This is a genomic window from Streptomyces albidoflavus (assembly GCF_000719955.1).
GTDB classification, from domain to species: Bacteria; Actinomycetota; Actinomycetes; order Streptomycetales; family Streptomycetaceae; genus Streptomyces; species Streptomyces albidoflavus.
Map to the genome: position 1 here is coordinate 386,743 of NZ_JOII01000004.1, position 21,418 is coordinate 408,160.

Sequence of the window (21,418 nt, forward strand, 5' to 3'; positions counted from 1 at the left end):
CGCAGCCGCCCGTTGTAGGGATTCCGCAGGTTGGCCCGGTGGTCCGGGGGGTGTCGACGGGGCAGCCTCTGATCACGTCCGTATCCGTCAGGACCGCCCGAGACCACGAGGAGTCCCGTGATCGAGCACCACGTCCGTGTCCACCCCAGCGCCGACCGGCTGGCCCGGGAGGAGCAGCTCGCCTGGAAGCTGGCCGAGGTGGCCACCGCCACCGGGGTGCCGGAGGCCGACAGCGCGGCGATGGCCGTCAACCGGGTGATCGACAACGCCTCGGTCGCCGTCGCCTCCCTGCTCCGCCGCCCGGTCGCCGTCGCCCGCGCCCAGGCCGTGGCCCACGGCGCGAGCGCCCCGGGCGCCTCGGTCTTCGGCAGCGCCGAGCGGGTCTCCCCGGAGTGGGCGGCCTGGGCCAACGGCACCGCCGTGCGTGAGCTGGACTTCCACGACACCTACCTGGCGGCCGACTACGCGCACCCCGGGGACACCATCCCCCCGCTGCTCGCCGTCGCCCAGCACACCGGCCGCTCCGGCGCCGACCTGCTGCGCGGCATCGTCGCGGCGTACGAGGTGCACGTGGCGCTGGTGCGCGGCATCTGCCTGCACGCCCACCGCATCGACCACGTCGCCCACCTGTCCGCGGCCACCGCCTGCGGCCTGGGCGCCCTGCTGCGGCTGGACACCGGGACGGTGTACCAGGCGGTGCAGCAGGCCGTGCACACCACCACCGCCACCCGGCAGTCCCGCAAGGGGGAGATCTCCAGCTGGAAGGCGTTCGCCCCGGCCTTCGCCGGCAAGGCCGCGGTCGAGGCGGTGGACCGGGCGATGCGCGGCGAGACCTCCCCCTCACCGGTCTACGAGGGCGAGGACGGCTTCCTCGCCTGGATGCTCGACGGGCCGGAGGCCGTGTACACCGTGCTGCTGCCCGGCCCGGACGAGCCGCGGCGCGCGATCCTGGACACCTACACCAAGGAGTACTCGGCCGAGTACCAGGCCCAGGCCGTCATCGACCTGGCCCGCCGGCTGCGGGAGAAGGCCGGCCCTCTGGAGAAGGTCCGCTCGGTCGTCCTGCACACCAGCCACCACACCCACCACGTCATCGGCTCCGGCGCGGGCGACCCGCAGAAGTACGACCCGACGGCCAGCCGGGAGACCCTGGACCACTCGGTGCCGTACATCCTCGCCGTCGCGCTGGAGGACGGCGTCTGGCACCACGAGCGGTCCTACGCGCCCGAGCGGGCCCGCCGTCCGCGGACCGTGGCGCTCTGGCAGAAGATCACCACGGTCGAGGACCCGGAGTGGACCCGCCGCTACCACCACCCCGACCCGGAGCAGCGGGCCTTCGGGGGCCGGGTGGTGATCACGCTGGAGGACGGCACGGTCCTGGAGGACGAGCTGGCCGTCGCCGACGCCCACCCGGCCGGCGCCCGCCCCTTCGGACGCCAGCAGTACGCGGACAAGTTCCGCACGCTGGCCGAGGGCCTCGTCGCCCCGGCCGCGACCGGCCCGTTCCTCGACACCGCCGAACGTCTCGCCGGGCTCTCGCCCGCCGGGCTGGACGGGCTCTTCCCCGTGGTCGACACCGGGGCCGTGGACGCCTACGACGCCGCTCTGCCGAAGGGACTGTTCTGATGGGACACACCCGCACCACTCCCGCCGGGCGGCGCCGGGCCTTCCGCGAACAGCTCGCCTCCGGCCGCCTGCTGCGCATGCCGGGAGCGCTCAACCCGCTCTCCGCCCGGCTGATCCAGGACGCCGGCTTCGAGGCCGCCTACCTCTCGGGCGCCGTGCTCGCCGCCGATCTGGGGTTGCCGGACATCGGCCTGACCACCTCCACCGAGGTCGCCGCCCGCGCCCAGCAGACCACCCGGGTCACCGACCTGCCGGTCCTGATCGACGCCGACACCGGCTTCGGCGAACCGCTGAACGCCGCGCGGACCGTGCAGCTGATGGAGGACGCGGGGCTGGCCGGGCTGCACCTGGAGGACCAGGTCAACCCCAAGCGCTGCGGCCACCTGGACGGCAAGAGCGTCACCTCCCGGACGGAGATGGTCCGCCGCCTCCGGGCCGCCGTCGACGCCCGCCGCGACCCGGACTTCCTCCTGATGGCCCGCACCGACGCCCGCGCGGTCGAAGGTCTGGCGGCGGCGGTCGACCGGGCGAAGGCGTACGTCGACGCCGGCGCCGACGCGATCTTCCCCGAGGCCCTCACCGGCGAGGCCGAGTACGAGGCGTTCCGCGCGGCGGTGGACGTGCCGCTGCTCGCCAACCTCACCGAGTTCGGCAGGACCCCGCTGCTGGACACCCGCACCCTGGAGAACCTGGGCTACAACATCGCCCTGTACCCGGTCACCCTGCTCCGGCTCGCCATGGGCGCCGTCGAGGACGGGCTGCGCACCCTCGCCGCCGAGGGCACCCAGGAGTCCCTGCTGCCCCGCATGCAGACCCGCTCCCGCCTCTACGAACACCTCGGCTACGCCGACTACGCGGCCTTCGACTCGGCCGTCCACGACTTCACCCTCCCGCCCGGCACCTGACCCGAAGGCAGGCCCCCATGACCACCCCCGCGCCCGGCATCCACCGCGGCCTCGCCGGTGTCGTCGTCGACACCACGGAGATCTCCACCGTCATCCAGGAGACCAACTCCCTGACCTACCGGGGCTATCCGGTGCAGGACCTGGCCGCCCACCGCTCCTTCGAGGAGGTGGCGTACCTGCTCCGGTACGGCGAACTCCCCGACGCGGCCCAGCTCACCGCCTTCCAGGCCCGCGAACGCGCCCTGCGCCCGCTGGACCGGACCACGCTGGAGCTGCTCACCCGGCTGCCCGGGACGTGCCACCCGATGGACGTCCTGCGCACCGCCGTGAGCTTCTTCGGCGCCGAGGACCCCACCGAGGACGACGGCAGCCCCGCCGCCCACCACGCCAAGTCGCTCACCCTGCTGGCCAGGCTGCCCACCGTGGTCGCGGCCGACCAGCGCCGCCGCCGGGATCTGCCACCGATCCCGCCCGACCCCGCTCTCGGGTACGCGGAGAACTTCTTCCACATGTGCTTCGGCTCGGTGCCGGACCCGGAGGTGGTCCGCTGCTTCGAGATCTCCCTGATCCTCTACGCCGAACACAGCTTCAACGCCTCCACGTTCACCGCCCGGGTGGTCACCTCCACCCTCTCCGACCTCTACAGCGCGGTCACCGCCGCCATCGGCGCCCTGAAGGGCCCCCTGCACGGCGGGGCCAACGAGGCTGTGATGCACATGCTGCACGAGATCGGGGAACCGGCGCGGGCCGGCGCCTGGCTGGCGGAGGCGCTCGCCGCCAAGCGGAAGATCATGGGCTTCGGCCACCGTGTCTACCGGCACGGCGACTCCCGCGTACCGATCATGCAGGAGGCCCTGGACCGGCTGGTCGCCCGCACGGCCACCCCGGAGGCGACCCGCCTGGCCGCCCTGCACACCGCCCTGCGCGAGGCCGTGCTCACCCGCAGGGGCATCCACCCGAACCTGGACTACCCCGCCGGACTCGCCTACCACCTGATGGGGTTCGACATCCCGGCCTTCACCCCCATCTTCGTGATGAGCCGCATCACCGGCTGGACCGCCCACATCACCGAACAGCTCGGCCACAACGCCCTCATCAGACCGCTGGCCTCCTACGACGGCCGAGGGCAGCGGCCCGTGCCGGAACCCGCCTCGCGGGCGCGCCAGAGGGGCGCCGGGGCGCCGGACGCGTAGCGTCGCCCGGCGGCGCGGTCCGCGAGGAGCCGGCCTCCTTCGCGGACCGCGAGCGCGTCGTCCGCACGGCGGAGTACCTGGCCATCGGTACCCGACCGCGCGCCCCGTACGTCAGCGGTGCCCGAACACCGGTGGCCGCTTGTCGGTGAAGGCGGCCATGCCCTCCTTCTGGTCGGCGGTGGCGAACACGGCGTGGAAGAGGCGGCGTTCGAAGCGGACGCCCTCGGCGAGCGTGGTCTCGAAGGCCCTGGCGACCGACTCCTTGGCCATCATCGCCACGGGCAGGGACATGCCCGCCACGGTCTCGGCGACGGCCATCGCCTCCTCCACCAGCTCGTCGGCGGGGACGATCCGCGAGACCAGTCCGGCGCGCTCGGCCTCGACGGCGTCCATGGTGCGCCCGGTCAGGCACAGTTCCATGGCCTTGGCCTTGCCGACCGCGCGGGTCAGCCGCTGCGAGCCGCCGATGCCCGGGATGACGCCGAGCTTGATCTCCGGCTGGCCGAAGACGGCCGTGTCTGCGGCGAGCAGGATGTCGCAGAGCATCGCCAGTTCGCAGCCGCCGCCGAGGGCGTACCCGGCGACGGCCGCGACGGTCGGCGTCCGGAGCTGGCCGAGGCGGTCCCAGGCCGCGAACCAGTCGGCGAGGTACATGTCCAGGTAGCCCCGCGGCTGCATCTCCTTGATGTCGGCGCCGGCGGCGAACGCCCGGGCCGAACCGGTGAGCACGATGCAGCCGCACTCCGGGTCCCGGTCGAGCGCCTCGGCGGCGGCGACCACCTCGCGCATCACCTGGAGGTTGAGCGCGTTGAGGGCCTTCGGCCGGTTCAGGGTCAGCAGGGCGGTGCGGCCCCGTCGCTCGACCAGGACGGTCTCGTACCCGTCGGCGGCCGGATCGGTGGGGGTGGTGGTCATGGTGTTCCTCCGCTCTGGTTCCTGACGGTGCGCACGATGCCGGAGAAGTCCTCGGTGTCACCGGCCCGCTCGGCGTAGGCCGCGTACAACTCGGCCGCCCGCAGGCCGAGTTCCGCGTTGACCTGCCCCTGTCGTACGGCGTTGGCCGCGAGGCCCAGGTCCTTGGCCATCAGGGAGGCGGCGAAGCCCGGGCGGTAGTCGCGGTTGGCGGGGCTGGTGGGGACCGGGCCGGGGACGGGGCAGTTGACGCTCAGCGCCCAGCACTGGCCGGAGGCGGTGGAGGCCACGTCGTAGAGCGCCTGGTGGGAGAGGCCGAGGCTCTCGCCGAGGACGAACGCCTCGCTGACGGCGATCATGGAGATGCCGAGGATCATGTTGTTGCAGATCTTGGCGGCCTGCCCGGCGCCGGGCCCGCCGCAGTGCACGGCCTTCTTGCCCATCGCCTCCAGCAGGGGGCGGGCCTCGGCGAACTCCGCCTCGCCGCCGCCCGCCATGAGGGTGAGGGTGGCCGCCTCGGCGCCCACCACTCCCCCGGAGACGGGCGCGTCGACCGCGCGCATCCCCGCGGCGACGGCGCGCTCGTGGGCGGCCCGGGCGTCGGCGACGTCGATCGTGGAGCAGTCGACGAAGAGGGTGCCGGGCCGGGCGGCGGTGAGCACCTCGTCGTAGAGGCCGAGGACATGGCCTCCGGCGGGCAGCATGGTGAGGACCACGTCGGCCACGGCGACGGCCCCGGCCGCCGAGGCGGCGGGCTCGACCCCGGCCGCGGCGGCCTCCGCCAGGGCCTCGGGGACGAGGTCGTGGCCGAGTACCCGGTGGCCGGCCGCGGCCAGGTTGGCGGCCATCGGGCCGCCCATGTGCCCGAGCCCGATGAACGCGACGGTCCGGCTCACCAGACCACCTCCTCGCTGGTGTCGGATGGGGCGGCGAGGCCGAGTTCGCGCTCGCCGAGGGGGGTGAAGAAGCGCTCCACGTCCGCGTCGCCGACCTCGCCGAGCGTCGGCGGCGACCAGCGGGGAGCGCGGTCCTTGTCGATGACCCGGGCGCGGATGCCCTCCACCAGGTCGGGGCTGGTGAGGGTGGCGCAGGAGACCCGGTACTCCTGGTCGAGGACGCGCTCCAGCGGGCCGAGGCGGCGCGCCCGTCGCAGGGCGGCCAGGGTGACCTTGAGCGCGGTCGGGGAGTTGGCGAGCAGGGTCGTGGCGGTCTCCGTGCCGGCCGGGGTGCCCCGGGCCTTCAGGCGCCGGACGATCTCCTCGACGGTGCCGGCCGAGAAGCAGGCGTCGACGGCGTCCCGCCGCTCGGCCAGCTCTCCCGGCGGTGGCGGCTGGACGTGGCGGGCCAGCGCCTCCCCCACGGGCAGTTCGGCGAGGTCCGCGACCAGCGCCCCGAGCGAGGCGGACGGCACGTAATGGTCGGCGAGCCCGCAGAGCAGCGCGTCCGCCGCTCCGACGGGCGTACCCGTGAGCGCCAGGTAGGTGCCCAGTTCGCCGGGGGCGAGGGCGAGCAGGTAGGTCCCCCCGACGTCCGGGACGAACCCGATACCGGTCTCGGGCATCGCGATCCTGGACCGCTCGGTGACGATCCGCACCGAGCCGTGGGCGGAGAGGCCGACGCCGCCGCCCATCACGATGCCGTCCATGACCGCGACGTAGGGCTTGGGGTAGCGGGCGATCCGCGCGTCGAGGCGGTACTCGTCGCGCCAGAACGCGGTCGCCGCCGTGGCGTCACCGGAGCGCGCGGCGTCGTGGATGGCGCGGATGTCCCCGCCGGCGCACAGGCCGTGCTCCCCCGCGCCGGTGAGGACGACCGTGGCGACGCCGGGGTCGTGCTCCCAGGCGGCGAGCTTCGCGTCGACGGCGCGCACCATCGCGTGGGTGAGGGCGTTGAGCGCCTCGGGCCGGTCGAGGACGAGGTGACCGGCGCGGCCCTCCCGGCGGAACCGCACGCCGCTCACCGGAACGCCTCCGTCAGTCCGCGGGCGACGATGACGCGCATGATCTCGTTGCTGCCTTCCAGGATCTGGTGGACCCGCAGGTCGCGGACGATCTTCTCGATGCCGTACTCGCTGAGGTAGCCGTAGCCCCCGTGCAGCTGGAGCGCCCGGTCGGCGACCGAGAACCCGGTGTCGGTGGCGAACCGCTTCGCCATCGCGCACAGGTACGGCGCCTGCGGGTCGCCCCGGTCGAGTGCCTGGGCCGCCTGCTGGACCAGGGCGCGGGCGGCGGCCAGTTCGGTCGCCATGTCGGCGAGCCGGAACCGCAGGGCCTGCGCGTCGAGGAGGCGGGTGCCGAACGCCTCCCGGTCGGCGAGGTGGGCGAGGCTGCGGTCCAGGGCGCTGCGGGCACCGCCCAGCGAGCAGGCGGCGATGCCGAGGCGGCCGCCGTTGAGGCCGTTCATGGCGATCCGGAAGCCCTCGCCCTCCCGGCCGAGCAGCCGGCCTCTGGGCAGGCGCGCGCCGTCCAGGATCACCTGGCGGGTGGGCTGGGCGTTCCACCCCATCTTCCGTTCGTTGGGCCCGAAGGTGACGCCGGGATCGTCCTTGTCGACGAGGAACGCGGAGATCCCCTCGGCGCCCTCGCCCCCGGTCCTGGCCATCACGACGTACACCTGGGCGGCGCCGGCACCGGAGATGAACTGCTTGACGCCGGTGAGCGTCCAGCCGTCCCCCTCCCGCACGGCCCGGGTCGTCAGCGCCGCCGCGTCCGAACCGGCACCCGGCTCGGTCAGGGCGTAACTGGCCAGGTCCTCCATGGCGCAGAGCCGGGGCAGGAGGCGTTCGCGCTGGTCGGGGTCGCCGTACCGGTCGATCATCCAGGCGACCATGTTGTGGATCGAGAGGTAGCCGGCGATCGACGGGCAGCCGGAGGCGAGCGTCTCGAAGACGAGTACGCCGTCGGCCCGGCTGAGCCCGGAACCGCCGGACTCCTCGCGGACGTACACGCCGCCGAGGCCGAGCCCGGCCGCCTTGCGCAGGACGCCGACGGGGAAGTGCTTGTCGCGGTCCCAGTCGAGGGCGTGCGGGGCTAGGTGGTCCTGGGCGAAGTCGAGGGTGGTCTCCACGAGGGCCTGCTGGTCCTCGGTCAGGAGCGTCGCGGTCATCGCGCTCACCCCATCGTCGGGAGGGTGAAGCTCGCACCCTCCCGGAGCCCGGCGGGCCAGCGCGAGGTGACGGTCTTGGTGCGGGTGTAGAAGCGGACGGCGTCGGGCCCGTGCTGGTTCAGGTCGCCGAAGCCGGACCGCTTCCAGCCCCCGAAGGTGTGGTAGGCCACCGGGACCGGGATGGGCACGTTGACGCCGATCATGCCGGTGTTCACCCGGCGGGTGAAGTCGCGGGCGGTGTCGCCGTCCCGGGTGAAGATCGCGACGCCGTTGCCGTAGACGTGCTCACTCGGCAGGCGCAGGGCCTCCTCGTAGTCGGCGGCCCGCACCACGCTCAGCACCGGCCCGAAGATCTCCTCCTGGTAGATGCGCATGGCGGGCGTCACCCGGTCGAAGAGCGAGGCCCCGGCGAAGAAGCCGCCCTCGTGCCCCTCCAGGACGAAGTCCCGCCCGTCGACGACGAGTTCCGCCCCCTCCTCGACCCCGAGTCCGACGTACGAACGGACCCGGTCGACGGCGTCCTGGCCGACGAGGGGGCCGAAGTCGGCCTCCGGATCGTCGCTGCGGCCGATGCGCAGCCCGGCGATCCGCTCCTTCAACCGCGCCACCAGGGCGTCCGCGGTCTCCTCGCCCACCGGGACGGCGACCGAGATCGCCATGCACCTCTCACCGGCCGAGCCGTAACCGGCGCCGATCAGCGCGTCGACGGCCTGGTCGAGGTCGGCGTCCGGCATCACGATCATGTGGTTCTTGGCACCGCCGAAGCACTGGGCGCGCTTGCCGTGCGCGGCGGCGGTGGCGTAGACGTGGGCGGCGACCGGCGTCGAGCCGACGAAGCCGAGCGCGGCGACGCGGGGGTCCTCGAGCAGCGTGTCGACGCTCTCCCGCCCGCCGTTGACCACGTTCAGCACGCCGGGCGGCAGACCCGCCTCCAGGAACAGTTCGGCGAGCCGCAGCGGCACGGAGGGGTCCCGCTCCGACGGCTTGAGGATGAAGGCGTTCCCACAGGCCAGGGCGGGGGCGGCCTTCCACAGCGGAATCATCGCCGGGAAGTTGAACGGGGTGATGCCGGCGACCACCCCGAGCGGAGCACGCAGCGAGTGGACGTCGATGCCCGTCCCCGCGTTGTCGGTGAACTCCCCCTTCAGCAGATGCGGAATGCCCGCCGCGAACTCGACGACCTCCAGACCCCGCTGGATGTCCCCGTGCGCGTCGGCCACCGTCTTCCCGTGCTCGGCGGAGAGCAGCCGGGCCAGCGCGTCCCTCTCCCCCTCCACCAACTGGAGGAACCTCAGCAGCACCCGGGCCCTGCGCTGCGGATTCCACTCACCCCACTCCCGCTGCGCCACGACCGCGTCGGCGATCGCGGCCTCGGTCTCCGCCCGGTTCGCGAGGGGTACCAGGGCCTGTACCTCCCCGGTGTTGGGGTCGTGCACCTCTCCGTAGGCCCCGGAGGTTCCGGGGACGTGCTTGCCGCCGACGAAGTGCGTCAACTCGCGCACCGCGGCGTGTTCGTGCTCACGGACCATGACTCTGCCTGCTCTCGTCAGGAGGGACACGGGGATGGCGCACGCCCACCCGCACCCGGACGCGAACGGGCGCGCGGGTACGAAAGGGGTGCGAGATCGCGTATGGCCGAGGCCCCGTCAGACGGCGGGCTCACCAGGGTCGTGGGTACACACCGGTGCCATGCGTGTCAGCTCCATCCTCGTGGACAACACGGAACATCCCGCGGCCGGTATCCTGACTCCCGGATCGACGCGCGCCGTCCGCCTTCCCGACATCCAGCTCGTCAGTGGCGTACCGCTCGACAGCGCACTCCCCGGTCACAGTGGCGGGACCGTGCCGGATTCACACCGACTTCCCTGCACCGCGGGCCTTCGCCGCGACTATATAGTTGGACGTCCTACTAAATCCAGAGCGCCGCAACTCCCGAGGCGCCGTCAGCAGCCTCGCGAGCCTCCGGGACGGGATCGAGCACCCACCGCCACCCAGACGCGCGAGGCGAGCACGCCCACGGCCGGGACAGCCGGCCACCGCGACCGCGGCGACGACCGGCCGCTCCGCCGGCACCGGCACCCGGGCGCGTGATCGCCGCACGGCCTGAGCCACCCCGGCCGGCCGGACCGCACACAGGTCGGCCCTCGCGTCGATCGACTACGATGTACGCATCGTTCACATCGCGCAGGGAATGTGAACTCTGCACACATAAGGAGTGACCCCATGGCCAGGACCAGCGCCTACCACCACGGTGATCTGCGCGCCGCCTGCCTGCGAGCGGCGCGCGAGCTCCTGGAGGAGGACGGCAGCGCGGGCCTCTCCCTGCGCGCGGTCGCCCGGCGCGCGGGGGTGTCGGCGACGGCGCCCTACCGTCACTACGCGGACCGCGAGGCCCTGGTCTCCGCCGTCGCCGCCGAGGGCTACCGCGAGCTCGCCGAGCACCTGGCCGGGGCCCACCCCACCCCCTCGACCCCCGACGAACTGGCCACGGTCGCCGTCGCGTACGTGCGGTTCGCTCTGGACCACCCGGCACTGTTCCGCGCCATGTTCGCCGAGCCCTGCGACCCGGCCAGCGAGGAACGGGTCGCCGCCACCAACGCCATCCACGAGTACGTCCGCTCCATCGTCCGCACCACCTTCCCGGGGGCCGACGCGGAGGCGCTGTCCACCACGGTCTGGGCGCTCGTCCACGGCCTGGCCTTCCTCCACCTCGACGGCAAGCTCGACTCCTCCACTCCCGAGGCCGTCACCGCCCAGGTGACCGGGGCCGTCCACGCCCTGTTCGACGCCTCCCCCGCACTCACCTCCGCCGCCCGGCGGTGACGGCGGGGCGGGGCGGATTCCGACCGACCGCCCCCGCCCCACCCGGCCGGCCCGGGATCCACGTCCGGTAACTTATGTCATTGACCGATGACATCCATTGATGACATTCCGTGGAGGTCATCGCCCTCAGAACCCCCACGCCAGAAGCCCCACCGGAAGGACACCCCGCACATGGCCGTACCGCACGCGGACAGGGCCCCCGTCGAGGGCCGCCGGAGCGAGACGGGCCGGCGGCGGTTCCTCCTCCCCTCGCTGATGTTCACCGCGCTGACCGTCTCCGTGGTGAGCACGCTGGGGGCGCCCATGGTGCCGACCGTCGCCCGCGAGCAGCACGTCTCCCTCAGCGCCGCCCAGTGGATGCTGACCGCGACCCTGCTGGCCGGAGCCGTCGCCGGTCCGGTGCTGGGGCGGCTCGGCGACGGGCCGCGGCGGCGCGGTGCCATCCAGGGGGCCCTGGCCAGCGTGCTGGCCGGCAGTGTCCTCGCGGCGGCGGCTCCCGGCTTCGCCTGGCTGCTGGTGGGGCGGGTCCTGCAGGGCGTGGGCATGGGGCTGCTGCCGCTGGCGATCTCCGTGGCCCGGGAACATCTGCCCGCCGACCGGATGCGCTCCGGGATCGCCTCCCTCTCGGTCACGACGTCCGTGGGCGCGGGGATCGGCTACCCCTTGACCGGCGTCATCGCCCAGCACCTCGACTACCGCGCCGGTTTCTGGTTCGCCGCGCTGCTGAGCGGTCTCGCGCTGGTGGTCGTGGGGTGGGTGGTGCCCGTGGGATCGAGCAACCCCCGGCGTCCGCTCGACGTGACGGGCGCGGCCCTGCTCTGCTCGGGCCTGGCCCTGATCCTCCTGGCGCTGAGCCAGGGCATGGCGTGGGGTCCGGCGTCGGCGGCGACCCTCGGCTGCCTCGGCGGCGGCACCGTGGTGCTCGTGGTCTGGGCCGTCCAGGCTCTGCGGACCCCCTCGCCGCTGGTCGACATCCGCCTGGTCCGCAACCGTGCCGTCCTCGCCGCCAACGCGACCGCGCTGCTCACCGGCATCGGCATGTTCGGCGTGCTGTCCCTGGTCAACCTCTACACGCAGGTCCCCTCCGGCTCCGGATACGGCTTCGACCTCTCCCTCACCGCGACGGGGCTGGTGCTGCTGCCGATCTCCCTCGGCAGCCTGACGGCCAATCGCGCCGCCTCGGCGCTGGTCTCCCGGTTCGGGCCGTACAAGGTCCTTCCCGTGGGCTCCCTCGTGGTCACCGCCGACCTGCTCATGCTGGCCCTGTGGCGCGACCACGTGGCCGTACTCGCCCTCGGCACCTTTCTGCTGGGGGCGGGTGTGGGGGCGGCGTACGCGGTGATGCCGCTGCTCATCGTCCGGCACGTGCCGCCGTCCGAGACCGCCAGCGCCACTAGCTTCAACCAGGTCCTGCGCACGGTCGGCGGCTCCGTGGGCAGCGCCGCCGTCTCGGCCGTCCTGCTCGCCCACACCCCGCCCGGCGGCAACGTCCCCGAGGGCTCCGCCTACACCACCGCCCTCCTGGTGACCGCCGGGGCGGCTTTCCTCGGCTTCGTCGTGGCCGTCGTCCTGCCACCCGGTCGCCGCTCCGCCGCCGTGGCGGAGCCGGTCGCGACCCGGCGTCCGGCACCGCAGGCGCGGACGGCCGAGGTCACGTCGGGTATCGTCCGCCGCGATCCCCGGCGCTGAACCACGAGCCGGGACGGAAAGGACCAGCCATGGGCGTACCCTCGGGCCCCTCGCGAGGCAGGAAGCGCGACGCGGACGCCACCCGGGCCGCACTGCTGGAAGCCGCACGCGAACTGTTCGGCCGGCACGGCTACGAGGCGGTGACCCTGCGGGAGATCGGCGAGCGGGCCGGGGCGGACGGCTCCCTGGTCGCGCGGTACTTCGGCAGCAAGGCCGCCCTGTACCGGTCGGCCGTCGCCGAGGAGAGCCGCGAGGTGGCGGCCTCCCCGGAACCCGCCGACCTCGCCTCGTTCACCGCCTACGCCCTCGACCGCGCCGACCGGCGGGGCGCCCCGGGCCCGCTGGTCCAGGCCCTGCTCTCCCAGGGCCACGCCCCCGAGGCCCGCGTCTCGGCGGCCGAGGAGATGCGGGCCCGCCTGGTCGCCCCGCTCGCCGCCCGGCTGGCTAAGGAGGGGGCCGAGGATCCGAAGGCCCGTGCCGAGGTGCTGGTCTCCTGCCTGGCCGGCGTCATCGCCCTGCGCTCCAGCGGCCTCTTCCCCCATCTGGCCACCCTGAGCCCCGAGACGATCGGCGCCATGCTGGAATCCGCGGCACTGACACAGGCCGCGAAGACCGCCGAGTAGCACCGGTCCGCGCCCAACTCGCCCTGGACGGTGGCAAATGACGGTACCGATGGTCTAGGCCAAACCCTTCCGTCCCCCTATCCTCAACCGTGGCCAGTGACTCACCGATCCCCCACCCGGGTGCTTACTGGCTCGGGCCCCACGCACGCAGCTCCACCCCGAGCAGCCGGGTGAACTCCCCCCATGTCGCCGCCTCCAGGAGGCCACGGTGAACGTTCGCACCAGATGCTCCGCCGTTCTCGGCACCCTCTGCCTCGTCGCATCCGTGGCCTTGGCCACGGCTTCGGCCGACGAGCCCGACACCCCGGCCCGGCCGGACGCGGTCACCCTCACGGATGTGGCCAAGGCTCAGAACCCGACCGCCGGCGCCGCCGGTCCGGACGACACCGTGTGGATCGCGGAACGCGCGGGCACCGTCAGGGTCCTGGACGGTGAGGGGCTGAGCGAGCCGGTGCTCGACATCTCCGACCAGACCACGACGGACGGCGAACGCGGCCTGCTGGGCATCGCGTTCGACGAGAGCCTCGCGCACTTCTACCTCTCCTACACCGACCTCGAAGGCACCAGCACCGTCGAGGAGTTCGCCGTGGAGGACGGCGCCGTCCAGCCCGACAGCCGGCGCACCGTCCTCACCCAGGAACAGCCGTACTCCAACCACAACGGCGGGGCCATCACCTTCGGCCCCGACGGCTACCTCTACATCGCGCTGGGCGACGGCGGTTCGGGCGGCGACCCGCACGGCAACGGACAGAACCTGGACACCCTGCTCGGCAAAATCCTGCGGATCGACCCGAGCGGCGGCGACCCGTACGCGATCCCGGCCGACAACCCCTTCGTGGACGACCCGGAGGCGCGGGACGAGATCTGGGCGTACGGGCTCCGCAACCCCTGGCGGTTCTCCTTCGACAAGGGCACGGGCGACCTGCTGATCGGCGATGTCGGGCAGAGCGACTGGGAGGAGATCGACTGGGCCCCGGCCGACAGCACGGGCGGCGAGAACTACGGCTGGTCCTCGATGGAGGGCAACCACCCCTTCCGGGGCGGCACCGAGCCCGCCAACCACGTCCCGCCGGTCCACGAGTACGACCGCAGCGGCCTGGGCTGCTCGGTGACCGGTGGCTACGTCTACCGGGGCGAGGCGCTGCCGGAGCTCCAGGGGCAGTACGTGTTCAGCGACTACTGCGACGGAACGATCCGCACCCTGCAGATCGAGAACGGCCAGGTGACCGGCGAGGGCGACCTCGGCGTCAGCGGCGGCGAGGTCATCTCGTTCGCCGAGTCCGGCGACGGTGAGCTGTACGTCCTCAACATCGGCGGCGAGATCCAGCGCATCGACCCCGCGTAGGACCGAGCGGCACGGCGACTGCCCGGCAGGGACCGGGGGGAAGAGCTTTCCCGCCGGTCCCTGCCGGGCTACGGCGCGTCCCTCAGGACCTCCGTCTCGACCCCCATGTGCAGCCGCCGGGTGTGGTCGACCGTGCGCACCGGCCCGGTGAGCGTGAGGCGGGCCACGAGGCGCGTGTCGGTGCTCGACGGGCCCAGCCGCAGTTCGAGAGCGCCCGGCTCGACGATCCGGTGGCCCTCGCGCCCGGTGAAGGAGGCGAGGTCCGCCGGAACCGTCATCCGCACCCTGGCCGCCTCCGCCGGGCGCAGGCCGAGGCGCACGTACCCGATGAGGCGCTGCACCGGCTGGACGACGGAGGCGACCGGGTCGTGCAGATAGACCTGGACCACTTCCGTCCCCTCCCGTCCGCCGGTGTTGCGGACGGTGCAGGACAGGGTGAACTCGCCTTCGGTGGACGCCTGTTCACGCTCTACGACGAGGTCGCTCCACGTGAAGACGGTGTACGTCAGGCCGTGGCCGAAGCCGAAGGCCGGGGTCGGGTCGGCGTGGGACACCTCGCTGGCGTGGCCCAGCCGCGCCGCCAGGTAGGTGGAGGGCTGGGAGCCGGGGTGGCGCGGCACGCTGACGGGCAGCCGGCCGGAGGGGGCGGTGCGGCCGCTGAGCACCGAGGCGACGGCCCGTGTCCCTTCCTCGCCGGGGAAGAACGCCTGCACCACGGCGGCGGCCTCGTCGGCCGCGCGCCCGAGGGCGTAGGGGCGTCCGGCGAGCAGAGTCACGACGACGGGGGTGCCCGTGTCGAGGAGGGCGTCGAGCAACTGCTTCTGGACGCCAGGGAGTTCCAGGTCCTCCGCGTCGCAGCCCTCTCCGCTCGTGCCGCGCCCGAAGAGGCCGGCCCGGTCGCCGAGTGCGGCGATCACGAGGTCGGCGCCTTCGGCCAGGGCGAGGGCCTCGCCGAAGCCGTCGGTGTCCCGTCCGTCGAGGGCGGCACCCGGCGTGGTGACGATCTCGCTGTGCGGGAACTCCGCCGCCAGGGCCTCGCGCAGGGTGGGCAGGGCGAGGCCGAGCGGGGTCCCGGGGTGCCGGCCTCCCACGTGGACGGGGAAGGAGTAGCAGCCGAGGACGGCGGTGGGGGTGTCGGCGTTGGGCCCGACGAGGGCGATGCGGGCGGGGGCTCCGGCGGGCGGGTCCGCCGCCAGGGGCAGGGTGCCGTCGTTGCGCAGGAGGACGACGGCCTCTTCGGCGACGCGGCGGGCGAGCGTGCGGTTCTCCTCGGTGTCGAGACGGACGGTGCCGCGCAGCGCCTCGGGATCGGCGTCCTCCGCCGCCGCCAGCACCGGCGGCACCGGGCTCCACTCCGCGTCCAGCAGCCCGAGCTGCGCCTTCTGGACCAGCACGCGGCGTACCGCCCGGTCCACCAGCGCCTCAGGAACGAGGCCCTCGGCGAGGGCGTCGGCCAGCGGACGGCCGAAGGTCTTCACGGTCGGCAGCTCCACGTCCACGCCGGCGCCGAGTGCGGCGGCGGCCGCTTCCCCGTAGCTCCCGGCCACGCCGTGCAGCGTCTTCAGGAAGGCGATGCCGAAGTAGTCCGCGACGACGGTCCCCCCGAAGCCCCAGGTGTCGCGGAGCAGACCGGTCAGCAGCGGGCCGTCGGCGGCGGAAGGGATGCCGTCGGTGTCGGTGTAGGCGTGCATGACGGACCGTACGCCGCTCTCCCGGACGGCCATCTCGAACGGGGGCAGGATGACGTCGGCCCGCTCCCGCGCGCCCATGCCGACGGGGGCGAGGTTGCGGCCCGCGCGGGAGGCGGAGTACCCGGCGAAGTGCTTGAGCGTGGCGACGACCCCGGCCGACTCCAGTCCCCGCACATAGGCGGTGGCGACCGTTCCCACCAGGTACGGGTCCTCGCCGATCGTCTCCTCGACACGGCCCCACCGGGCGTCCCGTACGACGTCGAGCACGGGGGCGAGCCCCTGGTGCACGCCGACGGAGCGCAGGTCCCGGCCGATCGCGGCGGCCATCTCCCCGACCAGCTCCGGGTGGAAGGTGGCGCCCCAGGAGAGCGGTACCGGGTAGGCGGTCGCGCCCCAGGTGGCGAAGCCCGCGAGGCATTCCTCGTGGGCGAGGGCCGGGATACCGAACCGGTTGGCGCCGGTGATCCGCTCCTGGGTGCGGGCCAGCGAGAGGGCGCCCACGGCCGGGTCGACCGGGGCCGTCCCGAACGGGCGGGTCAGCTGGCCGAGCCCGTGCGGAAGCAGCTCGTCGAGGTCGACGGGTTCCTCCATGTCGTGCTGGAACGGGGCGACTTCGCCGCCCTCGTCGGAGGCGCCCACCCAGACGCCGACGAGCTGGGCGGTCTTCTCCTGGAGGGTCATGGTGGCGAGCAGGGCGTCGGCCCTGGCCTCGGGGGTGAGGGTGGTGTCGTGCCAGGGCCCGGTGAGGCGGTCCGTGGCCGCCGGGGGTGTCCCGGTTCCGGCGTGGTCGATGTTGGCGGTCACTTTCCTCCTACCCCCATCAGCCCCTGCACCAGGGACCGGCGAGCGAACAGGTAGACGAGCAGGATGGGGAGCATGGACAGGACGACGGCGGCGAGCAGACCAGGGGTGTCGACCCCGTGTTCGGTCTGGAACTCGTAGAGCCCCAGCGTGATCACCTTGGTCTCGGCCGACTGCGTCAGGACGAGGGGGAACAGGAAGCCGTTCCACGCCTGGAGGGCGGAGAAGACGACGATGGTCGACAGTCCGCTCCGGGACAGCGGCAGCACCAGCTGGAAGAAGACCCGGCGCGGCGAGGCGCCGTCGACCGTCATCGCCTCGTACAGGTCGGGGGTGATGTCCCGCATCACCCCCGACAGGATCAGGGTGCTGACCGGCATGGCGAAGGCGGCGGTCGGCAGGATGACGCCGATGAGACTGTCGTAGAGACCGGCCTCGCTGATGACGAAGAACATCGGGACGATGACGGCCTGCGAGGGGATCGCCAGCCCCAGGAGGAACAGCCGGAAGACCGTGCCGGTGGCGCGGCCCCGGCTCCTGACGATGGTGTAGGCCAGCGGCGGGACGAGCAGGAGGACGATGCCCACCACGCAGACGGTGACGACGAGGGTGTTGAGGAAGTACTGCGCGAAGCCGCTGTCGAGGACGTCGAGGTAGTTGTCGAGCGTGAAGCGGCCGGGAAGGGCCAGCGGTCCGTTGGCCGCGTAGTCGGGGCGCGACTGGAACGTGGCGACGAGCATCACGTACAGCGGCAGCCCCACGACCAGGAGCCAGACCAGCGAGCCGAAGCCGGCGAGGAAGTTCGGACGGGTCCTGCTCACAGCCCCTCCATCGTGCTGCGCATCTTGTCGTAGCCCGAGAGCCGCACCACGACCAGGGAGATGACCGTGGAGACGAGGACCAGGAGCAGGGCGACGGCGGAGGCCGCTCCGTAGTCGAAGCTCTTGAACGCCTTCTGGTACATGTAGAACGCGCTGATGGTGGTGTCGCTGCCCGGTCCGCCCTGGGTCAGGATGAGCACGGTGTCGAAGGTGGTGAGTCCGCCGACCACCATGAGGATCACCGAGGTGATGAGCGCGTTGCGCAGCTGCGGCAGGGTGATGTGGAAGAACTGCCGGACGGTGCCCGCGCCGTCGATCTGCGCCGCCTGGTAGAGGACCTGCGGTATCGCCCGCGCCGCGCCCTGGTAGATCAGTGTGTGCAGGGGCGTGAACTGCCAGGTGCTGACGAAGACGAGGACGCCGATCGCGGTGGCCTGCGACCCGAACAGGTTGCCGTCGCCGAAGAGCCAGGCGGCGTGTGCGGGCACCCCGAGGTTGGGGTCGAGGACGGCGCGCCACAGCACGGAGACGGCGGCGATGGAGAGCAGCATCGGGACGAAGTAGACGGCGGACAGGACGGCCCGGTTGCGCTGGTGCCCCGCCGCCCAGACGCCGAGCAGGATGCTCAGCGGGGTCTGGACGAGGACCCCGAGCGCGGTGAGCAGGACGCTCAGCCAGAGGCTCTTGAGCATGACCGGGTCGTCGAGCAGCGTCCGCCAGTTGTCGAGCCCGGCGAACTCCGGGCCGCTCAGCCCGTCCCAGTGGGCGAACGAGAGGACGGCGACCATGACGAGCGGGACGACGGCGAAGAGGCCGAAGAAGACGGCGGCGGGGACCGCCCAGAGGAATCCCGGGCGGGCCGGTCCGGCGGGGGTCGCGGTTCGGGTCATGGGGTCGGCAGCGCCTGCATGGCCGCGATGAAGGCGTCCTCGTCCAGCGAGCCGTTGAAGAACTGCTGGAGCGCCTGGTACATCGAGGTGGCCGCCGACTGCGGGTACGCCTGGTCCCAGGAGAGCTGGAACGCGGGGGCCTCCTTGACCAGGTCGTACTGGAACGTGGCGAACTCGGGGCTGGCCGCGGTGTCCAGGAACTCCTCGGTGTTGGTGGTGGTCGGCAGGTTGCCGATGCCGAGCTGCGCCTTGACGAACTGGTCCGAGTACATGAGCTTCAGGAACTCGGCGGCGGCCTCCGGGTGCTTCGTCCGCTTGAGCACGGAGTAGAAGTTGTTGGTGTTGCCGACGATGTTGGCCTGGTCGCCCTTGCCGCCTTCGACGGAGGGGAAGGCGCTGTACCCGAGGTCGTTCTCGGCGAACTCGGGGTGCGCGTCCTGCTGCGTCGAGTACTCCCACGAGCCCATCAGCTCGAAGGCGGCCTTGCCGGTCGCCAGGAGGGTGGCGGAGCCCTGGTCGGTGAACTTCACCGAGTCGTAGTTGGTGCCGAAGGCCCCCGCGTCGACCAGTTCCCTGATCTTGCCCAGCGCCTCGCGGCTGTCCGGGCTCGCCCAGACCTCCCGGTCGCCCGCGAGCGCCTTCTCGAAGAGTTCCGGGCCGGCGATGCGGTCGTAGAGGTACTCGAACCACATCAGCGTCGGCCACCGGTCGCCGCCGCCCAGCGCGATCGGGGTGACGCCGTCCGACTTCAGCGCCATGACCGCCGCGAGCAGGTCGTCCCAGGTCTCGGGCGGTTCGACGCCCGCCTTCTTCAGGACCTTGCCGTTGTGGAAGAGCAGCACGGGCTGCGTCCCGCGCATGGGGACCCCGTAGGAGGCGCCGTCGACCACCGCGCTGTTGAAGACGGACGGCAGGAACTTCTCCTTGAGGGCGGGGTCCTCCTCGATGAACGGGTCCAGCGGGAGCAGCAGGTCGGCGTCGACGAACGGCTTGATGCTGCCGCCGCCCCAGTTGAAGAAGACGTCGGGCGCCTGCTTGCTGTTGATGATCGTCTGGAGTTTGGCCTGGTAGTCGGCGCCCGGGATGGTGTCCAGGACGGCCTTCACCTTCGACGTCTTGTTGAAGGTGGCGACGATCTCCTTCTCCACCTTGTTCGCCGCGTCCCCGTAGACCAGGACGCGGATGGTGTCGTCGGCGGCCGCACCGGAGTCCGCCCCGCACCCGGACAGGGGCAGCACCAATGCCAGTGCGGCAGCACCGACGACGACGGTCCGCGAGAACCGTGCGCGTTGTCTCATCGACCCACCCTTCGAAACTTTTTCGACACAGTGCCGAAACTTCGTGGGTCGGGACGCTAGGACTCCCCCTCGCAGGGGGTCAACCCTCGGTCACCGGGTTATCAAAGCGTTACGTCTGGGCGGCAGTTGGCCCGTGATCTATGCTCCTGGCCATGCGCGATGACGAGAAGACGGGCCGCATCACCCTGGCGCAGGTGGCCCAGCGGGCCGGCGTCTCCATTTCGACAGTTTCGAAAGTCCTCAACGGGCGGCAGGACGTGGCGGCCCCCACCCGGATCAAGGTGGAACGCCTGCTGGAGGCGCACGCGTACCGGCGCACCACACGGTCGGCCCACGAGGCGCCCCTCATCGAGATCGTCTTCCACGAGCTGGAGAGCATCTGGGCGATGGAACTGATCCGGGGCGTGGAGAACGTCGCCAAGACCCACGGCGCCGGCGTCGTCCTCACCGAGAGCGGAACGCGCCACGCGCCGGGCCCCGACTGGATGGAGGCGATGCTCCAACGCCGTCCGCTCGGTGTCGTCCTGGTCTTCTCCGCCCTGCCCGGCGAGGTGAAGGAGCAGCTCAGGGCGCGTTCGATCCCCTTCGTCATCATCGACCCGGCGGGCGACCCGGACCCCGACGTGCCCTCGGTGGGATCGGCCAACTGGAACGGCGGACTGGCCGCCACCCGCCACCTCATCGAGTGCGGCCACCGGCGCATCGGCGTCATCACCGGCCCCGAGGACATGCTCTGCTCCCGCGCCCGGCTCGACGGCTACCGGTCGGCGATGACCATGGCGGGGCTCGAAGTCGACCCCGCACTCATCCTGTTCGGCGACTTCCACGTGGAGGGCGGCTACGACCGCGCCACCGAGATGCTCTCCCGCCCCCGGCCCCCCACCGCGATCTTCGCCGGCAGCGACCTCCAGGCCCTCGGCGTCCTGGAAGCCGCCCGGGTCCAGGGCCTCCGCGTCCCCCACGACCTCTCGGTCGTCGGCTACGACGACGTCTCCCTCGCCCGCTGGGCCAGCCCCGCCCTGACCACCATCCACCAGCCCCTCCGCCAGATGGCGGAGGAGGCCACCCAGATGCTGCTGCGCCTACGGGACAGGGAACCGGTCTCCACCCGCCTGGAACTGGCCACGAGCCTGGTGGTCCGGAAGAGCACGGGGGCGCCGGCGGGGGGCTGAACAATGGGCCCTGAGGCCCACCCGTCGGCCTCAGCCCAAGAAGCTCAGCCGCACCTTGCGGTCGGGGTTGTCCACGTTCGTGTCGACCAAACTCCGTTTAGAGTTCATCTCATTTGGTTGGCTCGGTATTCTGTGCGTCATGGTGGGGATCGTTGAGCGGTTGGTGCCGGACGAGTTGTGGGAGTTGTTCCAGCGGGTGGTGCCGGAGGTGCCGTCGAGGCCGCAGGGCGGTGGTCGGCGTCGGCACGGTGACCGGGAAGTGCTGGCCGCGATCGTCTTCGTGGCCACGTCGGGTTGCACCTGGCAGCAGCTGCCTTCGGCGTCGTTCGGCCCGTCCGGAGCAACGGCCCACCGGCGGTTCTCGGAGTGGTCGAAGGCCAGGGTGTGGGCCAAGCTCCACCGCCTGGTCCTCGACGAACTCGGCGCCCGCGGCGAGCTGGACTGGTCGCGGTGCGCGATCGACTCGGTGAACATGCGGGCCCTGAAAAGGGGGACCTGACAGGTCCGAATCCTGTCGACCGGGG

The 21,418-nt window shown here is 72.5% G+C and carries 17 protein-coding genes, 1 pseudogene and 1 riboswitch; of the genes and pseudogenes, 9 read left to right on the top strand and 9 right to left on the bottom strand.

Going from position 1 to position 21,418, the window contains the following annotated elements:
* Window positions 1–117 precede the first annotated feature (117 nt).
* Genes IF45_RS0106530 through IF45_RS0106540 form a run of 3 tightly spaced genes read left to right on the top strand, consistent with a single transcriptional unit; the run spans window position 118 to window position 3,724 of the window.
* Window positions 118–1,626: an MmgE/PrpD family protein gene (locus IF45_RS0106530; protein ID WP_008409092.1), complete on the top strand. Its 1,509-nt coding sequence runs from the start codon at window positions 118–120 to the stop codon at window positions 1,624–1,626.
* Window positions 1,626–2,531 carry a methylisocitrate lyase gene (gene prpB / locus IF45_RS0106535; protein ID WP_008409091.1) on the top strand — a complete coding sequence of 302 codons (906 nt, stop codon included), beginning with the start codon at window positions 1,626–1,628 and terminating at the stop codon, window positions 2,529–2,531. The genes IF45_RS0106530 and prpB overlap by 1 nt, the downstream gene beginning before the upstream one ends.
* Window positions 2,532–2,548: 17 nt before the next feature.
* A complete protein-coding gene (locus tag IF45_RS0106540) occupies window positions 2,549–3,724 on the top strand; it encodes a bifunctional 2-methylcitrate synthase/citrate synthase (protein WP_008409090.1) in 1,176 nt (391 codons plus the stop codon).
* 111 nt (window positions 3,725–3,835) lie between these two features.
* Here the strand turns inward: IF45_RS0106540 and IF45_RS0106545 are convergent, their stop codons facing one another.
* The 5 genes from IF45_RS0106545 to IF45_RS0106565 are packed head-to-tail and all read right to left on the bottom strand — an operon-like array spanning window position 3,836 to window position 9,270.
* Entirely contained in the window at window positions 3,836–4,639 is an 804-nt protein-coding gene (locus IF45_RS0106545) for an enoyl-CoA hydratase (RefSeq protein WP_008409089.1), read from the bottom strand.
* Window positions 4,636–5,532, bottom strand: coding sequence for a 3-hydroxyisobutyrate dehydrogenase (gene mmsB / locus IF45_RS0106550; RefSeq protein ID WP_018468824.1), 897 nt, complete (start codon window positions 5,530–5,532; stop codon window positions 4,636–4,638). Before mmsB ends, IF45_RS0106545 begins: the two co-directional genes overlap by 4 nt.
* Window positions 5,529–6,596 (bottom strand): enoyl-CoA hydratase/isomerase family protein, encoded by a 1,068-nt coding sequence (locus tag IF45_RS0106555; RefSeq protein ID WP_008414797.1) that lies wholly within the window; start codon window positions 6,594–6,596, stop codon window positions 5,529–5,531. Before IF45_RS0106555 ends, mmsB begins: the two co-directional genes overlap by 4 nt.
* Window positions 6,593–7,741: an acyl-CoA dehydrogenase family protein gene (locus IF45_RS0106560; protein ID WP_008414799.1), complete on the bottom strand. Its 1,149-nt coding sequence runs from the start codon at window positions 7,739–7,741 to the stop codon at window positions 6,593–6,595. The genes IF45_RS0106555 and IF45_RS0106560 overlap by 4 nt, the downstream gene beginning before the upstream one ends.
* Before the next feature lie 5 nt (window positions 7,742–7,746).
* Complete coding sequence (locus tag IF45_RS0106565) at window positions 7,747–9,270, bottom strand: CoA-acylating methylmalonate-semialdehyde dehydrogenase (RefSeq protein WP_015506714.1); 1,524 nt, start codon at window positions 9,268–9,270, stop codon at window positions 7,747–7,749.
* Window positions 9,271–9,457: 187 nt separating this feature from the next.
* Window positions 9,458–9,631, bottom strand: a riboswitch (cobalamin riboswitch).
* 333 nt (window positions 9,632–9,964) lie between these two features.
* Between IF45_RS0106565 and IF45_RS0106570 the strand changes: the two genes are divergently transcribed.
* The 4 genes from IF45_RS0106570 (at window position 9,965) to IF45_RS0106585 (ending at window position 14,221) form a co-directional block, all read left to right on the top strand.
* Complete coding sequence (locus tag IF45_RS0106570; RefSeq protein ID WP_030306158.1) at window positions 9,965–10,564, top strand: TetR/AcrR family transcriptional regulator; 600 nt, start codon at window positions 9,965–9,967, stop codon at window positions 10,562–10,564.
* Window positions 10,565–10,735: 171 nt separating this feature from the next.
* Complete coding sequence (locus tag IF45_RS0106575; protein ID WP_030306160.1) at window positions 10,736–12,253, top strand: MFS transporter; 1,518 nt, start codon at window positions 10,736–10,738, stop codon at window positions 12,251–12,253.
* A gap of 29 nt (window positions 12,254–12,282) precedes the next feature.
* Window positions 12,283–12,876, top strand: a complete 594-nt coding sequence (locus IF45_RS0106580) for a TetR/AcrR family transcriptional regulator (RefSeq protein ID WP_003952191.1) — start codon at window positions 12,283–12,285, stop codon at window positions 12,874–12,876.
* A 208-nt stretch (window positions 12,877–13,084) separates the two neighbouring features.
* Window positions 13,085–14,221 (top strand): PQQ-dependent sugar dehydrogenase, encoded by a 1,137-nt coding sequence (locus IF45_RS0106585; RefSeq protein ID WP_003952190.1) that lies wholly within the window; start codon window positions 13,085–13,087, stop codon window positions 14,219–14,221.
* A gap of 68 nt (window positions 14,222–14,289) precedes the next feature.
* Here IF45_RS0106585 and IF45_RS0106590 read toward each other — a convergent pair whose 3' ends face one another.
* The 4 genes from IF45_RS0106590 to IF45_RS0106605 are packed head-to-tail and all read right to left on the bottom strand — an operon-like array spanning window position 14,290 to window position 19,722.
* The gene (locus tag IF45_RS0106590) at window positions 14,290–16,716 is read right to left on the bottom strand and encodes a beta-xylosidase/alpha-l-arabinosidase (RefSeq protein WP_030306163.1); all 2,427 of its coding nucleotides are present in this window, start codon (window positions 16,714–16,716) and stop codon (window positions 14,290–14,292) included.
* Complete coding sequence (locus IF45_RS0106595) at window positions 16,713–17,534, bottom strand: carbohydrate ABC transporter permease (protein WP_030306165.1); 822 nt, start codon at window positions 17,532–17,534, stop codon at window positions 16,713–16,715. Before IF45_RS0106595 ends, IF45_RS0106590 begins: the two co-directional genes overlap by 4 nt.
* Complete coding sequence (locus tag IF45_RS0106600) at window positions 17,531–18,424, bottom strand: carbohydrate ABC transporter permease (RefSeq protein WP_003952187.1); 894 nt, start codon at window positions 18,422–18,424, stop codon at window positions 17,531–17,533. Before IF45_RS0106600 ends, IF45_RS0106595 begins: the two co-directional genes overlap by 4 nt.
* Complete coding sequence (locus IF45_RS0106605) at window positions 18,421–19,722, bottom strand: ABC transporter substrate-binding protein (RefSeq protein ID WP_030306167.1); 1,302 nt, start codon at window positions 19,720–19,722, stop codon at window positions 18,421–18,423. Before IF45_RS0106605 ends, IF45_RS0106600 begins: the two co-directional genes overlap by 4 nt.
* A 140-nt stretch (window positions 19,723–19,862) precedes the next feature.
* Between IF45_RS0106605 and IF45_RS0106610 the strand changes: the two genes are divergently transcribed.
* Both IF45_RS0106610 and IF45_RS0106615 read left to right on the top strand, forming a co-directional pair.
* The gene (locus tag IF45_RS0106610; RefSeq protein ID WP_008409069.1) at window positions 19,863–20,894 is read left to right on the top strand and encodes a LacI family DNA-binding transcriptional regulator; all 1,032 of its coding nucleotides are present in this window, start codon (window positions 19,863–19,865) and stop codon (window positions 20,892–20,894) included.
* A 139-nt stretch (window positions 20,895–21,033) separates the two neighbouring features.
* Window positions 21,034–21,418: pseudogene (locus IF45_RS0106615) on the top strand (transposase); the annotation flags it as partial.

What these genes read in the sequence shown, in the direction of transcription:
- prpB (WP_008409091.1), top strand. Translation starts at nt 1,626, where the DNA reads ATGGGACACACCCGCACCACTCCCGCCGGGCGGCGCCGGGCCTTCCGC.
- IF45_RS0106540 (WP_008409090.1), top strand. Translation starts at nt 2,549, where the DNA reads ATGACCACCCCCGCGCCCGGCATCCACCGCGGCCTCGCCGGTGTCGTC.
- IF45_RS0106545 (WP_008409089.1), bottom strand. Translation starts at nt 4,639, where the DNA reads ATGACCACCACCCCCACCGATCCGGCCGCCGACGGGTACGAGACCGTC.
- IF45_RS0106560 (WP_008414799.1), bottom strand. Translation starts at nt 7,741, where the DNA reads ATGACCGCGACGCTCCTGACCGAGGACCAGCAGGCCCTCGTGGAGACC.
- IF45_RS0106565 (WP_015506714.1), bottom strand. Translation starts at nt 9,270, where the DNA reads ATGGTCCGTGAGCACGAACACGCCGCGGTGCGCGAGTTGACGCACTTC.
- IF45_RS0106570 (WP_030306158.1), top strand. Translation starts at nt 9,965, where the DNA reads ATGGCCAGGACCAGCGCCTACCACCACGGTGATCTGCGCGCCGCCTGC.
- IF45_RS0106575 (WP_030306160.1), top strand. Translation starts at nt 10,736, where the DNA reads ATGGCCGTACCGCACGCGGACAGGGCCCCCGTCGAGGGCCGCCGGAGC.
- IF45_RS0106580 (WP_003952191.1), top strand. Translation starts at nt 12,283, where the DNA reads ATGGGCGTACCCTCGGGCCCCTCGCGAGGCAGGAAGCGCGACGCGGAC.
- IF45_RS0106600 (WP_003952187.1), bottom strand. Translation starts at nt 18,424, where the DNA reads ATGACCCGAACCGCGACCCCCGCCGGACCGGCCCGCCCGGGATTCCTC.
- IF45_RS0106605 (WP_030306167.1), bottom strand. Translation starts at nt 19,722, where the DNA reads ATGAGACAACGCGCACGGTTCTCGCGGACCGTCGTCGTCGGTGCTGCC.
- IF45_RS0106610 (WP_008409069.1), top strand. Translation starts at nt 19,863, where the DNA reads ATGCTCCTGGCCATGCGCGATGACGAGAAGACGGGCCGCATCACCCTG.